Below are 15,264 nucleotides of genomic sequence, written 5' to 3'. Positions count from 1 at the left end.
AGCGCGCGATCATGAGTTCACCTCGATCGCCTGGCCATGCTGATACTGGTTGAAACTGTTCATCTGACCGGAGAGTGCCAACAGGCGGGCCAGAGAGATCACGTATTGATAGGCGGCGGCGGCGCGCTGGGTCTTGACCCCGGCAAGCTGGGTCTGGGCATCGACCACATCGAGGGAAGTGGAGAGCCCCTGACCGAATGCCTTGTCACGCAACCGCACGTTCTCCTCGGCCAGCGCCTGGGTCGAGGAGAGAGAGTGATACTCCTCCAGTCCCTGGGCAGCCTCGCGCCAGGTCTTCTCGACCAGCAGCTCCAGATCCTGGCGGGTCTTGGCTTGCAGCAGGTTGACCTGGAGTTCGGCGCTCTTGGCTGCCTGGACCGTCTCGGAGCGGCCATCACGACTCACCAGCGGCATGCTGACCCCGACACCAACCAGCCAGTCCGGTGTGGTCTTGGAGACGATGGAATCATCTTCATAGAGGTTGTAGTTGCCGAACAGGAAGAGCTCGGGGGCGTATTTGCCCTTCTCCAGCTTGATCATCCCCTGGGCCTGCTCCTTCTTGGCCGTCAACAGCTTGAGACCGGGATGCACCGACAGGGTCTCCTCCACAAAGGGAGACAAGGCTGGCATCCCTTCGTTGATGAAGAGGGCGGTATTGGGCTCAGCCTGCTTGAGCTTGAGCATGTGGCCGAGCGCCAGCTGGGCGATCTCCAGGCTGCGCCTGGCCTTCTGGGTATCGATACGTGCCCTGTCATAGGCAGACTGGGCCGAAAGGCGCTCCACCTTGGCGATCTGCCCCTGGGCTTCGAGCTTCTTGGCATGATCCAGATGGTGTGCCAGTCCCTGCTCGATCTCCTGCTTGGTCTGCACCACCTGCGCCGCCAGCACCACCCCGAAGTAGGTCTGGGAGAGGCTCTCGAAGGTGGACTGCTGTTTGAGCACCAGCAACTGCTCAGCCTCGCTCACCTGGGCCTGACGAATATCCTGGGCCGCATCGATGCGCCCGCCGGTAAAGAGCGGCCATAGCATCTTGACCGAACTGGTCACCACGTTCTGCTTGGTGAGGGGGGTGACAAAATCGCTCGGGCCGAGGTTGAGTGCCTGCATCACGGGCCCCAGGACCTTGCCGAATTCCGGATGATTGGCGATGGGGTTGAGATCCAGCATGTCCAGCTCCATCGGCTGATCGAGATGGGTATAGCTTGCCCCCACATCCACCTTGGGCAGGTACATGGCCTTGGCCGCCTCCCGCAGTTGCTGGGCCCGCTCCACCCCGGCCTGCTCTGCCGCCAAGCCGTCATCCTGCTGGATGACCCGGCTCCAGGCCTCGGTAAAGCTGACCGTCTGCGCCTGAGCCGACCCCAGCACGATACCCAGCAGGCATGGGCAGAGCGACTTGATGAACTTTACCGTCATACATCCCCGATCCGTTTGTAATGAAATTGTGTAGAGTCTTTGCTCAATTCAGGCCCGCTATCATAGCCTAAACCGGCTTGAGAGGGAGACTCACAAATCACCATCTCCCTCACTCGCGCCCTCCTGACCATGGTCACAGACAATATGTCCGATTTTCAAGCACTCCTGAATTTGCAAGCCTTGGCGCGACGTTTTTTTCAGAAAAAAATGGCTGACGCTCAAATACTAACCTTTTCTCCTGACTAAAAAATGCGTAATATACGCCGCCCTAAGCCGATGGTAACCGTGGAATGCAGATAGGTCCCCACACGCTTGAAACTCCCCTGATCGTGGCCCCCATGGCCGGTGTAACAGACCGACCATTTCGTGAACTTTGTTTACGTTTGGGAGCCGGTATGGCCGTTTCCGAGATGCTGCTGGCCAACCCGGATGTCTGGGATACCCAGAAAACCCGGATGAGAATGGATCACTCTGCTGAAGGCGGCTTGCGATCGGTCCAGATTGCCGGTGCCGACCCCGAGATGATGGCGTTTGCTGCCCGCTACAACGTGGAGCAGGGCGCTCAGATCGTCGACATCAACATGGGATGTCCGGCAAAAAAAGTGAATAAGAAGCTGGCAGGTTCCGCCCTGCTGCGTCAGCCAGACCTGGTCAGATCCATCTGCCGGGCCGTGGTGGATGCGGTGGAAGTACCTGTCACCTTGAAGATCCGCACAGGATGGGATCCGGATAACCGCAATGGCGAGGAGATCGCCCGAATCGCCGAAGATTGCGGTATCGCGGCCCTTGCCGTGCATGGTCGTACCCGTGCCTGCCTCTACCAGGGCGAAGCGGAGTACGACACTATCAGGGCGATTAAGCAGGCCGTATCGATTCCTGTTGTCGCCAATGGCGACATCGATAGCCCGGAGAAAGCCCGGTATGTCCTCGACTATACCGGTGTCGACGCCGTGATGATCGGCCGTGCTGCGCAAGGACGACCCTGGATTTTCCGGGAAATCCGCCATTTTCTTGAAACGGGCACCAAGCTGCCGCCTCCCGACAGGGAAGAGGTTCGCACCCTGATGAACGAGCATGTCACCAATCTGCACCAGTTTTACGGTGCCTATCTGGGAGCGCGCATTGCCCGTAAACACGTGGGCTGGTATCTGGATGAAGAAGAGGCGGGCCGAGAATTCCGTAAGCACTTCAATGCCCTGGATTGTGCAGACGCACAACTCGAGGCACTCGAAGCGTATTTCGATGGATTAGGTTAACGCATAACTAAAGAGCCGACCGAATATGTTCGAACAAACCCTGACTTCTGATGCATTGGTAACAACTACTCACAATCACGCTGCCGAGCCGACCCAACGCCCCCTGCGTGACTCTGTGCAACAGGCCCTGCGTAACTACCTGGCCCAGTTGAACGGTCAGGAAGTGATTGATCTGTACGATATGGTTCTCTCCGAAGTCGAAGCTCCCATGCTGGACGTGATCATGCAGTACACCCGTGGCAACCAGACCCGCGCGGCCGTGATGATGGGCATCAACCGCGGCACCCTGCGCAAGAAACTCAAGCGTTACGGCATGAACTAAGCCATAACAGCTAAGCTATTGAAAATAAAGGCACCATCATTTTATTGATAGTGCCTTTTTCGTTTTGAACCCACATTTGAACCCACACCTACAAGACTAGTTATCATTGTCGACGACTCAACTCGGACTAGCCTGATGAACAGCGTTGACCACATAACTGTACCTATCCTCCCCATGTTGCCTAATGCAAGAGAGGGCCAATGGCCCTCTCTTGCTATCTATGTTGTTGGTCAGTGCAAACAGCACTGCTTGTACTTCTAGCCGCAGCCAAAGGGACACGGCTCGTTGCGGCCAATCTTGATGGGTACCACCACTGGTGTTCGCTACGTTGTGCCAGAAAGTGGGCATGAAGGATACGAGCAGCAAATCGGGCCTTGGTGGCTTGCTCTTGCAGGTGTTCATTGCTGAGCGCCTCCAGCGACGTAGACATGGTTTCTTAACCATGTGTTCTTTATGGTCTCTGTCATCCGGGGGATGTCGCTCCAATGGATAGGCATCTATATCGGTCTCAGGCACAATGTTCGATTAGATAGACCTGATAATGGGTAGTTCAGCTGATGGCACGAATATTAACCAAAGCGCAATTGAGTAAACTGGAAAGCAAAAGCCAAGCCGAGCTGTTGGCTATCGTGCTTGACCTGGCAACGCATCTTCCCCTCGCAAAAAAGCACCTGATTAACCAGTACCTTACTGCTGAGGATGCCTTATTGGCATTGGCAAAAAAAGAGTATAGCAAGCTCACTCGTCGCCCCCCTTCCTGGGATTATAAGGAGGTGGATGCCTTCTTCGATACCTTGCAAAATCAGTTTATTCCGTTGCTGGCCAAGGGGATCGTCGCCTCTCCAAGGGAGGGAGAACTCTTCGCCCTCGAGTTGCTGGCGAATGCCAGAGCCTTGTATGAAAAGATGGATACATCCAGTGGCAGCTGGGAGGACTACCATCTTGCGCTGGTCGAACAGTGGTTGATGGCGATCGCTGCTCAACGAGAGTCTGTCCCCCCAGAGGTGCTGGCTCGTCGATTGCGTGACGGATTGTCAGACATTGATCCATCGATCAGCATTACTTGCCTGTTTGATTACCGTGATGTGCTCGGCTCCCCAGTGATGCGAGCCTTGCGCGATAACTATGCGGCGGCAGGTCTATTGCCAGAGGCGTTGGGGTTGAGCTTTGAGTTGCGTGATATTGCATTCTTTGACTCGGTGCAACAGGCTGGTCTCTTTAGCCACCCCCGTCAGCAGATTGACTATGCCAGACTGCTGACCGACGAATTACGCGCCGATCAAGCCATCGCGGTATTAGAGGCAATGGACTCGGCTCTGTTGCAGCGCCACCGCCAATTGAACCTGTGGCATCAAGTGTTGATCCGGGCCTATCTGGAAGAGGGACGCCGAGCTGACGCTCATGCTCAGGCATTACGCGCGTTTGCTAGCACACGGGCAAACTCGTTTTTTGCGAGTTATTGCCAAAGTGGAGATGAGCCTAGAGAAGTAGCATTAGGCCAGTTTGTTGCCATTGCCGAATCATGGGGGCTACGCGAGGTCTTGTTGCTGTTGGAGGAGGTTGATGCATGGCCACAACTGGCACAACGGCTTGAGCAATGTACAGATGCAGACTTGCAGGAGGATCTCTCACTCCTTGCTGGTTCAACCGTACGAACCTGGTCGAGCCGCCTCTATCAGCAGGGATTTATCGTGGTGGCAGTGCGGCTACGTCGTCAATTGGTGGCCAATGTCGTTAATCAGGGCAAGAGCACCTACTACACGGGGGCAGCCTCGGATCTGAAAAAGAGCCTGGATTATCAGGCGGCCTTAAAGGTAGAACAAGAGGATGGAGAGAGACCTCTCTGTTCGCCACAGGAGTATCTGAATCAGCTTTATCAGCAGCACAAACGCAAGAGCAGCTTTTGGGAGGCGGTTCGTCAAAAGCTACCGGCCATTACCATGTCGGCGAGCGGTGTGCAGTATCAGGCCGAGAATAAATAAGGCGCTAACACCTTTCACTCGGTCAGTCAGCTTGTGCTGGTGTTCCATGCGCCCTTGGCTGTCCAGCGCCTCGATAGCACTCATCTGGATGTCTCATTGCCACGACATCCTTCAAGCTACCCAAAACAAGAGAGAGCCATTGGCTCTCTCTTGTTTTCGAAATAGGTGTTTTCAAAAAATGTGTTTTCGAAAAAAGTGTTATCGAAAGAAGATCTCATCAAAGTCCGGCTCTTCATCCCAGATGGCGTGCTGACGTGCGTCCCAGCGCTCGGCCAGATAGGGTTTGAGGGTTGCAAGGGTGGTGATGGTCGCCAGTTGTCCATGCAACTGCTTGATATCCCGCTGTAGATAGTGCTGATGCTCCTCGAACGCGAGATCGGTCTTCTTCTTCGAGCGCTGTTTAAACTTGTGCAAGATAACCCCTTGCACTCCCTCCGGGCCACTATAAAAGCAGATCTCGAGCTCACGTTTTTTCTGCCAGAGCGCCGGATTGATGGCCACCAGATTCTCTTCACTCAGCAGCTTGTCTGCCTCGGGCAGATGGGTGTGAGCCAGGTGCAACAGAGTAAACATATCCCGCGTTTCCCACGCATGGCTGAGCTCGCCCATCAGGCGGCTCTTCTCTTCACGCTTGACCGGGTCTTGCTCCCGATCCGGGTGCAGCGTCATAGCCAGCTTGCGATAGAGCTGCTTAAGGCTTGAGTTATCGAGCAGTTGCTCAACCCTGGCAACCTCATCCGGATCGGCCATGTCATGATGATCCTGCCAACGTGCGAAAGCCTCGTCATTGGCAAAGGGGTCATCGCCACAGTCCGGCGCGTCGTCGTCCCACTCATGCTCATCACCGCCCTGTTTTTGGGCCTGGGCTTGCATATAGTCGCGCAGCTTCTCGGGATTTCTGACCATCTCGCGCAGCAGCTCGATATCATCGGGGCTCTCGCCAAACGCCTCTTGCAGCATGTCAGTGATAAAATCGCAGCTCGCCTCGAGCTGATCATCATCGAGCTGGCTGACGCTGCCCGCTTGCACCGCCATATAGAGTGACTCCAGATCCAGCTCCCCCCGAAACGGGTTGGATTCAAGATACCCCATCAATTCATCAATCCAGCCATGGAGCATCTCGCGCTGCCACTGGGTAAAACTTTTGCGGGCGGTGAAACCGGCCAGCCGCTGGCAAAGCTGAAAAATCAGCCCACACTGCTCACGCTCCAGAGGCTCAATGTCGCTGACAAAGCGCTGATAGATATCCGCCCCCTCTTGCTCCTGTTTGGCCAGCTTGGCCTGCAGCTTTTCGATGGCCTGCCACTGGCGATGAAAATAGGCAAGGGCCGGACTCTCGTGGCGCGGCTCGGCTTTTTTTCGCTTGGCCGAGGTTTTACTCTTGGTCAGTGACATGAAAACTCCAAATGAAAACGGGATAGTTGGCTACCGTGGCCACGGCAGATTATCAGAGGGGAGGAGATGCGCCTATCCTCGCGGTCTGCTGCCGGAGAAAAGCGCACGAGGTGTACCGAGGTTGTGGCTCCCGAGTCACCCGGGCAGGCACGCAATCGCTAGAGCTGACTGCGCAGTATGTTCACCAGTACAGGTGCGAAGGGCTCCAGCTTGCCTTGTTTGGGCTGGCTCAGATCTTCGATCAGCATTGTCAGCAATTGTGCATCATCTTCCAGCGCCAGTGCCTGCTGATCATCGCCATAGTGGGTCCAAATCAGGCTATCCACCAGCTGTTTGCGCTTGGCAACCAGCACCTTGTTGCTTTGCTCCGTATCACCCAGATTGAGTACCCGGATCGCCTCTTTGGCTCTTTCCGTCAACCCCTCAACCCGACCACTCCATTTAAAGCGCAACTCGGTTTCGCACTCAGGCATCAGCGGGGTCAACGGCAGAGGCTGCGAGCCATGGGCGGCATCGCACTGTTTCGGTGTTTTGCAACTGGCTACCAGATTGCTGAAATCCATGGTGCGCTTAGGGGCGAGATCCCTAGCCTCAACATGCTCGTTCATGGTGTCTTCACTGGTGCCGCTGATGGCTTGGCAACAGTAGGCGCAGAGATGGAATTGCTCAGTAGTGCAAGCCTCCCGGATCTGCTGGCGAATTGCCTGACCCTCTTCATCGTTGGGTAGGTCGTGATATCGAGCATGAGGATTTTGACGTTTGAATGCCGCCAGACTTGCAGGTTCTTGTCCCTTATAAATCTTGCGCACGGCGCAGCTCCTCTTTGCGCAGCAGCAGGCTAGCCTTGGTCAGCTCCAGGTTGTTGGCTGGCAGCTCGGCTCTTAGCGCGGCCAGCAGGGCATTGGCCTTATCAAATTGCCGATCTTGAATTAAATCGAGTAAGTCATTCAGTCGGCTCGCCACCCGCTCATTGCGAATAGCGGTATCCATCACCTCCAGCAGCACCGAGTTGGCATCCTGACCATATTGGGATGGCACTTCAGTCAACTCGCCATTATCGAGCGAATAGACCAGTACATCCTTGCAATCGCTGATCACCAGGGGGGAGTGGGTGGTCAGCACAAACTGACAGTTGGGGAAGGTATCAGTGAGCCGCTGGATGATAGTACGTGCCCACTGGGGATGCAGGTGCATGTCCACCTCGTCGATCAGCACCACCCCATCGCCGTGCAGCGGATTTTCCAGCTCCGGATTCATCATTGCGAGGCGGCGGGCAATATCGCCCACCAGTGCCATCAGGGATTTCTCCCCTTGCGACAGTTGCAACACATTGAGGGTCTGACCCTCCTTGTCGATGGACATATGCAGACGCGGCTTACGGCGGACCTTCAGATTTTTAAATCCGGGCATAAAGTTGGCAATAGCTGTGCGCACCGCCGTCAACTGACGATCTCTGGCTGATGCCTGTGTCTGTTGCAACTTTTGCCAAAGATCAGGACCGAGTAAATCTTGAAGTTCATTAAGAACTTCAGTAGGGATTACCGACTCGTTTTCGCTATCTTCCCGCTCGCGAAACCACTCAAAGAAACGACGAAAATCGACTCCTTGACTCAGCGAATTGTCATAACCATCGAGTTGGCGAAATGAATGTTTCTCTTTGATCTTTAGCGGAATATCCAGCACCACCCGCTCGACTGGGTAGAAGGCGATCAGGGGTAAGCTGACATTTTCCTGCTCTGTCAATCGTGCTCGATACTCATCGGCTAGTTTGCTAGCGTCGGTCAATATGGATTGCTCGTTGCTCTTGCGACCGGCGCGAGTTTTGGTGAGAGACCAGATGTATTCCTTCAGCTGATCGTGTAGTTGAAGAGAGACCACCGCGGTATTGGCGCCATTGAGGATGACCTCTTCCGGGATGGGGCTGCCGCTGCCTTTGTCGCTGCGCAAACGGGCAACAAACCAGCTGAGTGAGGTCGCCAACGATTTGAGTACCGAGGTTTTGCCTGCACCATTGTTGCCAATCAGCACGGTCACATTCGAGTTGACCCGCTCCGTGGGGGCAAACTCGATGGCAAGACGCTCAAAACGCCCCAGATTTTCGAGGGTGAGTTGTTTGATTTCCATGCTCTATTCCTAATTTTGCTGCCAACACGACCTTATCTCGCCTGCACTTGGCTTACAACCCGTCGAATGTTGCCGCTGACTGCACATCATACGAGCGGGTCAGGCCGTTGCGCGAGGCTTGCGGGGCCCACACTTACCTTTTTTGCCGCTGGCGGTGGCCCGCTCGGTCTGAATGCGGGCCAGCAGGGCGGCGGTTTCTCGTGCGTCCGATTACGCTTCGCTAATCGAACCTACGTCGCGGATGTTTTGGTTGCCCGTTTGCGCGGCTTGGCAGTGGCCCGCTCGGCTTGAATGCGAGCCAACAGGGCGGCGGCGCTATTGTCGCCACTGATCAGGTCCGGGTTGGCTGCGCGCCAGTCGGCGGTCAGCTCGCCACGAAATGCCTTGGCCAGAATGGCCTGGGTCAGGTTATCGACCCGCGCTTTGGCCGTCTTGGCCTGCTGCTCGATGGTATCGGCATAGGCAAAGAGTTGTTCTACGCGACGGACAATTTCGGTTCCTGATTACCCATGACCCTCAGCCAGCTTCAAGAGCCGATATGGCATCGGAGGGCTTGCCATGACTGCATGCCCCAATTCAACCAACATGCTCTTGAGGTCAAAACGATGATTAAACCGGAAGCAGTATTCCGCAAGATGCCTTGGTAAATGCTTCGCTCCGAGCTTATGACAACTGCCCCGCAGCGAGTTCTTCACCCGTTACCATGTTTAGAGCTGATAGCAAATCGGGTTGCGGTTGCACCTTCTTTAAGCTCTGCTGCCGCGACTTGTCGATCTTGAGAAATCATCCTAAAACCTCGTATTGGGGTACCACGTGGGGTACCACATCTAGCAAACGGTAGGCACATTACTGTATCCACTTACCTGGCCACCGGCAGGTCCTCCCAGCGGGTGGTGTAACAGGGGCTCAGGTGCTCTTGTCGCATCATCCACTCAGGCGACCCCGTGCCTTGGCTGGCAAAGCCTACGCGCCCCAATCCCTTGGCTTTGATCTGGTCCATCACTGCCATCAGCGCATCTGATTGAGCGGAGGACGGGGCAAAGAGATCTGCCTGTTGTTGCCCCTTGGGGGTGAACTCACTCAGCATGACGCCCCCCTTCTGATAACGGTAACCGTCGCGCCAAATCTGCGGTAGCAGCACGTTCACTTGCTGCAGCAGCAACCGGGTATCATCGCTAGGGCAGACCAGCCGGACGCCAGCCTGCTCACTGTAGTAAGGGGCTCGTTCATCAAAGGGGCTGGTTCGCACGAACAGGTGCACCCGCTGGCAACACATTCCCTCGGCCCGCAGCTTCTCGGCTGCGCGAGCCATAAAGCCCGACAACGCTTGGGCCATTTCTCCACGGTCGGTCACGCGCTCACCAAAGGAACGGCTCGAGAGGATCTGCTGCTTCGCCGCCGGTTCAACGGTCAGCTCTGCGCAAGGCAGGCCACGCAGCTCCTGTACGATCCGCTCGACCACCACGCCGTATTGGGTGCGTAACCCTTTAGCGTCGCTAGCCACCAGGTCAGCAACGGTATTGATACCTTGTGCCACCAACTTGGCCCCCAAGCGCCGTCCTATGCCCCACACCTCGTCCACCGGGGTGATAGCCATCAGCCGGGCACGGCGCAGCTCGTCATGCAAGTCCACGACGCCGCCCGTGGCAGGCCACTTCTTGGCTGCATAGTTGGCCAGCTTGGCGAGGGTCTTGGTGGGTCCGATCCCGACCCCTACCGTGAGGCCGGTCCACTGCCACACTCGCTGCCGGATCTGTTGCCCATAGGCTGTCAGGTCCCCGGCAAACGACTCCGACAACGCCATGAACGCTTCATCGATGGAGTAGACCTCAAGCTCAGGGGCCATGGTCTCCAACGTGCTCATCACCCTGCCAGACATATCGCCATAGAGCGCGTAGTTGGAGCTGAATGCCACACCGCCATGCGCCTCGAACTGCTCGCGGATCTTGAAGTAGGGCCCGGCCATCTTGATACCCATCGCCTTGGCTTCGGGGCTGCGCGACACCACGCATCCATCGTTGTTGGAGAGCACCACGATCGGGCGGCCACGCAGCTCAGGGCGAAACAGCCGCTCACAGCTGGCGTAGAAGTTGTTTACATCAACGAGCGCTATAGCCATCACGCTGCCTCAGATTGCCAATCACATGGGTGACCACTCCGAACAACTCCAGGGAGAGGCTCATACAAGGGTCGATAGGCGCGAACGCCGGATTGGCTGGCAACAGCCGCAACCTCGGCTTGAGCTGCAAGGTCTTTACCGTGAAGCCGCCATCGAGTAGTGCAATCACCATATCACCATGGCGAGGGGTGAGGCTCTTATCGACCACCAGCAAGTCACCGGGAAAGATGCCGACCCCGGTCATGCTCTCCCCCTCGGCACGCAGATAGAAGGTGGCTGCAGGGTGCGGCACGCAGTGGGTGTTGAGGTCCAACTTCCCTTCCAGATAGTCGCTGGCTGGGCTGGGAAAGCCACAAGAGGCGCGGTGTAAGAACAGCGGGATGGTCACCTCGGCGGGTGATGGGTCTGGGGTTAACAGCTTCATGGCAAAACACCTGTATTTATATACAGCCATTATAGCGCACCACCTTTGAACCAGCGCAAGTCCCGCATGCCACTGATGACGTACCATGGCGCCAACAAATAACAAAGAGGTCAGTATGAGTCACAATCTGTGTGCCCTACCGAAAGAGCAGCAAGAACGGGTCGAGGTCGAGAAGGCTGCCGCATATGCCGTATGGAAAGAGCGCAACGGTCACTTGGCCAGCGCAGAAAGCGAAGCAAGCCAGCATAAGGGTGAGCTGGGCAGCTACTTTCTTGAGCAAGTGGGTAAATACAAACGAGGTTAATTATCTCAAGCTGGACTGAACGCGCCTCAGTGGACGTCTTGCCATCACGCATCCGCCTGAAAACACGACATGTTAAAAACCTCAGTATCGAGGCTGAGCGGCTGGCCCGGTATAGTCAATCGAGTTCACGTCAGAGGAGAGATGCAATGAGTCACCAACCCGGCTTTTGGTTAGCGACACGCCAGTGGTCGCTGGCCGCACTGCTGCTGAGCCTAACGCCGCAAGTCGTGTTTGCAGCCGACTGCACCTATCGAAAAGATGCATTGGGCCATACCCGCTATCAATGTGACGATGGCAAGCAGGGCACCTTACGTGAGGATGCGCTTGGCAACATCAAAGACTCGGGAACCGGAACGACCTGGCGTAAGGATGCGCTCGGCAATCTTAAGGGGAGCGATAGTACTACCTATCGGCAAGACGCGCTGGGCAATATTCGCGGCAGCAATGCCAAAACCGGTGAACGGGTGACATGGCGTGAAGATGCGCTTGGTCAGTTGCGTGCATCTGATGGCACCGTTTGTCGAACCAACGCGCTGGGGCAACTCAAATGCCGTGGCGAGAGCACACCGCCGGCCTTGCTGGAAGGCAAATGATGGCTTTTGCAGCAAACGATCTGCCTATCCGTAACTGATGTGATATCCACCATGGTTGCCACAGGGTCAAGTGGGTAAACTCGTTGGCAATCTCTGGCGTGCTCACCCGTATGGGTGCAAACAATCGCCTCTTTTCGTTTTCCATGCGCCCTTGGCGCAAACTGACTCTTATTGGAACCCTTTCCATGGCTATCAAGAAAAACGAACTCTACTCCTCCCTGTGGGCCAGTTGCGATGAACTGCGCGGTGGCATGGACGCCTCCCAGTACAAGGACTATGTGCTCACCCTGCTGTTTGTGAAGTACGTTTCCGACAAGGCCAAGGGCAACCCCTACGCCATGATTGAGGTGCCGCAAGGCGCCAGCTTTGACGATATGGTGGCGCTTAAGGGCGATAAGAATATCGGCGAGGCGATCAACCTCACCATCTCGGCGCTGGCCGAAGCTAATGATCTCAAAGGCGTCATCGACATCGCCGACTTCAATGATGAGGACAAGCTGGGCAAGGGCAAGGAGATGATCGACCGCCTGACCAAGCTGATTGGCATCTTCGAGGGGCTGGATCTCTCCGCCAACCGTACCGAGGGTGATGATCTGCTAGGTGATGCCTACGAATACCTGATGCGCCACTTCGCCACCGAATCGGGCAAGTCCAAGGGGCAGTTCTATACCCCTGCCGAGGTGTCGCGCATTCTGGCCAAGGTGATTGGTATCAGCCGCCAGACGCCGCAAGATGCCACCGTCTACGACCCCACCTGCGGCTCCGGCTCTCTGCTGCTCAAGGCCAGTGACGAGGCGGGCCCCAAGGGGCTCACCATCTACGGTCAGGAGATGGATAACGCCACCAGCGCCCTGGCGCGCATGAACATGATCCTGCACGACAACCCGACCGCCAAGATCTGGAAGGGCAATACCCTGGCCGCGCCCCAGTGGAAGGAGGGCAACAACCAGCTCAAGTGCTTCGACTTTGCCGTCGCCAACCCGCCCTTTTCCAACAAGAACTGGACCAGCGGCCTGGATGCTGAGCACGATGAGTTTGGCCGCTTTGTCTGGGGGGTACCGCCGGAGAAAAACGGCGATTACGCCTTCTTGCTGCACATCATCAAGAGCCTCAACAGCCGTGGCAAGGGGGCGGTGATCTTGCCCCACGGCGTGCTGTTCCGTGGCAATGCCGAGGCGCGCATCCGCGAGAATCTGCTCAAACAGGGCTTTATCAAGGGCATCATCGGCCTGCCTGCCAACCTCTTCTATGGCACCGGCATTCCGGCCTGCATCATCGTCATCGACAAAGAAACGGCACACCAGCGCGCCATCCAGGCCAACGGCTACAGCAGCCAGAGCCTGTTTATGATCGATGCCAGTAAAGGCTTTATCAAAGATGGCAACAAGAACCGGCTGCGCGAGCAGGACATCCACAAGATCGTCGATACCTTTACCCGTGAGCAGGTGATCCCCCGTTACAGCCGCGCCGTGCCGCTCTCCGAGATCGCCGCCAACGACTACAACCTGAATATTCCGCGCTATATCGATGCTAGCGAGGCCGAGGATCTGCACGATCTGGCCGCCCACCTTAAAGGCGGCATTCCCAATCGGGATATCGACGCCCTGGGCGCTTACTGGCAGGTGTTCCCGACCCTGCGGGCCGATCTGTTTGCTCCGGCCCATGCGGGTTATAGCCATGGTCTGGTGTATGCCGCCAAGGTCAAGGGCACCATACTGGCGCACCCCGAGTTTGTCCGTTTTGCCACTGCTTCACTCGAACCCTTCTCACGCTGGTTTACCGAGTGCCATCTGGCGGAGATAAAGCCGGGTGAATCGCCCAAGGCATTGATCGAGGAGATCAGCGAATCGCTGCTCGCCGCCTATGCGCCGCTGCCGCTGCTGGATAACTACGATATCTACCAACTGCTGCTGGATTACTGGCATGCCGTGATGCAGGACGATGTCTATGTGCTCTGCCAGGATGGCTGGGCGGCGGGCAAGGTGCTGCGCGAGCTTAAAGTCGACAAGGGCGAAAAGCTTAAAGAGACGCCGGATCTGGTGCTGGGCAAGAGCAAATACAAGGCCGAGCTGTTGCCACCGGCGCTGCTGGTGGCCCGCTTCTTTGCCAACGAGCAGGCCGTCATCGACGCCCTGCAGGCCGCCGCGGATGAGGCAAGCCAAGTCTTGGAAAGCTATCTGGAAGAGCAGGGCGGCGAGGAGGGGCTGCTCAGTGACGCCGCCAACGACGCAGGCAAGATCAACGCCGCCAGCCTGAAGGCGCGGCTCAAGCAGGCCAGCGATGCCGAGGAAAAGGCGGCGCTAAAAACCGCCATCAAGCTGTTCGAAGCCGAAAGCCAGGCCAAAAAGGCGGTAAAAGAAGCGCAAGAGGCGCTGGATCGGGCCGTGGTTGCCCGTTACCCCAAGCTTCTGGAGAGTGAGATCAAGCAACTGCTGGTGGAGGATAAGTGGCGCGCCAGCTTGCAAGCCGCCATCGAGGCGGAGATTGAGCGCATCACCCAGCAGCTGGCCAACCGCGTCAAGGAGTTGGAGGAGCGCTACAGCGCCACCCTGCCGCAACTGACCCAGCAGGTCGCCGCTCTGGAGGCCAAGGTGGCCGCCCATTTGAAGAGCATGGGGTTGGAGTGGGCATAATGGCAGAGCAGATGATGCAAGAGACAGCAGGCAAGGCGATCCCGGCGGGTTATAAGCAAACGGAAGTGGGGGTTATTCCGGAGGATTGGGATGTTTTTTTAATTGATAATTGTGCGGTAAAGGTTGGCAGTGGAAAAACTCCAACTGGAGGTTCTTCTGTATATGTTGATAGTGGGAGACCATTTGTTAGAAGCCAAAATGTCGGATGGGGGAAACTCGATTTATCTGATGTTGCATATATAACGGAGACTGTTCACTCTACTTTTCTTGGTTCAGAAATCAAACGTGATGATGTACTACTAAATATAACTGGAGCATCAATCGGGCGCTGTGCAAAAGCAGATATTCAAGTCATCGGTGGCAATGTAAACCAGCACGTCTGCATAATCAGAGTCGACGGTTCTAAATTTGTTCCAGTTGTTTTGGTTGAGCTTATTAATTCAAGTGTTGGTCAAAATCAAATCGATAGCTTTCAAGCTGGTGGTAATAGGGAGGGATTGAACTTTGCTCAAGTAAGGCAGTTGAAATTTGCATTACCTCTTACGGTTGTAGCCGACATTCCGCACCTGATTTAGGAATAAATTTGCCGATAGCGCTCACCCAATACCTCCAAAATGATCTGCTGGTCTCCTGTTAGCTCCGTTACTTGTGGCGGAGCTTCTCCCAGTCGATATTCATGGATGCCACCAAAGCGCA

The 15,264-nt window shown here is 56.1% G+C and carries 14 protein-coding genes and 1 pseudogene; 8 read left to right on the top strand and 7 right to left on the bottom strand.

All coding sequences use genetic code 11. The features are described 5' to 3' along the window. Window positions 1-9: 9 nt before the first annotated feature. Window positions 10-1,416 carry a TolC family protein gene (locus J9889_RS01785; RefSeq protein ID WP_210555872.1) on the bottom strand — a complete coding sequence of 469 codons (1,407 nt, stop codon included), beginning with the start codon at window positions 1,414-1,416 and terminating at the stop codon, window positions 10-12. A gap of 290 nt (window positions 1,417-1,706) precedes the next feature. Between J9889_RS01785 and dusB the strand changes: the two genes are divergently transcribed. From dusB to J9889_RS01770, 3 genes are all read left to right on the top strand, one after another. Continuing rightward, window positions 1,707-2,672, top strand: a complete 966-nt coding sequence (gene dusB, locus J9889_RS01780; RefSeq protein ID WP_210555871.1) for a tRNA dihydrouridine synthase DusB — start codon at window positions 1,707-1,709, stop codon at window positions 2,670-2,672. A 25-nt stretch (window positions 2,673-2,697) separates the two neighbouring features. Continuing rightward, complete coding sequence (gene fis, locus J9889_RS01775) at window positions 2,698-2,994, top strand: DNA-binding transcriptional regulator Fis (RefSeq protein WP_005309538.1); 297 nt, start codon at window positions 2,698-2,700, stop codon at window positions 2,992-2,994. Window positions 2,995-3,551: 557 nt separating this feature from the next. After that, window positions 3,552-4,976 carry a hypothetical protein gene (locus tag J9889_RS01770; RefSeq protein ID WP_042649080.1) on the top strand — a complete coding sequence of 475 codons (1,425 nt, stop codon included), beginning with the start codon at window positions 3,552-3,554 and terminating at the stop codon, window positions 4,974-4,976. Between the two features lie 198 nt (window positions 4,977-5,174). Here the strand turns inward: J9889_RS01770 and J9889_RS01765 are convergent, their stop codons facing one another. The 3 genes from J9889_RS01765 to J9889_RS01755 form a co-directional block, all read right to left on the bottom strand. Continuing rightward, complete coding sequence (locus J9889_RS01765) at window positions 5,175-6,371, bottom strand: J domain-containing protein (RefSeq protein WP_042649079.1); 1,197 nt, start codon at window positions 6,369-6,371, stop codon at window positions 5,175-5,177. 158 nt (window positions 6,372-6,529) lie between these two features. Next, complete coding sequence (locus J9889_RS01760; RefSeq protein ID WP_042649078.1) at window positions 6,530-7,180, bottom strand: hypothetical protein; 651 nt, start codon at window positions 7,178-7,180, stop codon at window positions 6,530-6,532. Next, window positions 7,164-8,495, bottom strand: coding sequence for an AAA family ATPase (locus J9889_RS01755; protein WP_042649077.1), 1,332 nt, complete (start codon window positions 8,493-8,495; stop codon window positions 7,164-7,166). The genes J9889_RS01760 and J9889_RS01755 overlap by 17 nt, the downstream gene beginning before the upstream one ends. 287 nt (window positions 8,496-8,782) lie before the next feature. Between J9889_RS01755 and J9889_RS01750 the strand changes: the two genes are divergently transcribed. Next, window positions 8,783-8,998 (top strand): hypothetical protein, encoded by a 216-nt coding sequence (locus tag J9889_RS01750; RefSeq protein ID WP_042649076.1) that lies wholly within the window; start codon window positions 8,783-8,785, stop codon window positions 8,996-8,998. On the opposite strand, the pseudogene J9889_RS01745 reads toward J9889_RS01750, so the two are convergent. The 3 genes and pseudogenes from J9889_RS01745 to umuD form a co-directional block, all read right to left on the bottom strand. After that, a pseudogene (locus J9889_RS01745) lies at window positions 8,999-9,190 on the bottom strand (IS1595 family transposase); the annotation flags it as partial. It abuts the gene before it with no gap. Between the two features lie 164 nt (window positions 9,191-9,354). After that, window positions 9,355-10,614: a translesion error-prone DNA polymerase V subunit UmuC gene (gene umuC, locus J9889_RS01740; RefSeq protein ID WP_210555870.1), complete on the bottom strand. Its 1,260-nt coding sequence runs from the start codon at window positions 10,612-10,614 to the stop codon at window positions 9,355-9,357. Next, window positions 10,595-11,038, bottom strand: a complete 444-nt coding sequence (gene umuD, locus J9889_RS01735; RefSeq protein ID WP_210555869.1) for a translesion error-prone DNA polymerase V autoproteolytic subunit — start codon at window positions 11,036-11,038, stop codon at window positions 10,595-10,597. Before umuD ends, umuC begins: the two co-directional genes overlap by 20 nt. A gap of 115 nt (window positions 11,039-11,153) precedes the next feature. Here umuD and J9889_RS01730 point away from each other — a divergent pair, with 115 nt between their 5' ends. The 4 genes from J9889_RS01730 to J9889_RS01715 all read left to right on the top strand — a co-directional run bounded on the left by J9889_RS01730 (window position 11,154) and on the right by J9889_RS01715 (window position 15,143). Continuing rightward, window positions 11,154-11,342, top strand: coding sequence for a DUF3283 family protein (locus J9889_RS01730; RefSeq protein ID WP_021138010.1), 189 nt, complete (start codon window positions 11,154-11,156; stop codon window positions 11,340-11,342). 146 nt (window positions 11,343-11,488) lie between these two features. Further along, on the top strand, window positions 11,489-11,935 hold the full coding sequence (locus J9889_RS01725; protein WP_210555868.1) for a hypothetical protein: 447 nt from the start codon (window positions 11,489-11,491) through the stop codon (window positions 11,933-11,935). A gap of 185 nt (window positions 11,936-12,120) precedes the next feature. Next, window positions 12,121-14,568 (top strand): type I restriction-modification system subunit M, encoded by a 2,448-nt coding sequence (locus J9889_RS01720; RefSeq protein WP_210555867.1) that lies wholly within the window; start codon window positions 12,121-12,123, stop codon window positions 14,566-14,568. Next, a complete protein-coding gene (locus tag J9889_RS01715) occupies window positions 14,568-15,143 on the top strand; it encodes a hypothetical protein (protein WP_210555866.1) in 576 nt (191 codons plus the stop codon). The genes J9889_RS01720 and J9889_RS01715 overlap by 1 nt, the downstream gene beginning before the upstream one ends. Window positions 15,144-15,264 lie beyond the last annotated feature (121 nt).

The organism is Aeromonas sp. PrichA-15, from assembly GCF_017939245.1.
In the GTDB taxonomy this organism is placed as follows: domain Bacteria; phylum Pseudomonadota; class Gammaproteobacteria; order Enterobacterales; family Aeromonadaceae; genus Aeromonas; species Aeromonas caviae.
Note: the sequence above shows the minus strand (reverse complement) of the source record. Positions and strands in the feature narration are given on the sequence as shown.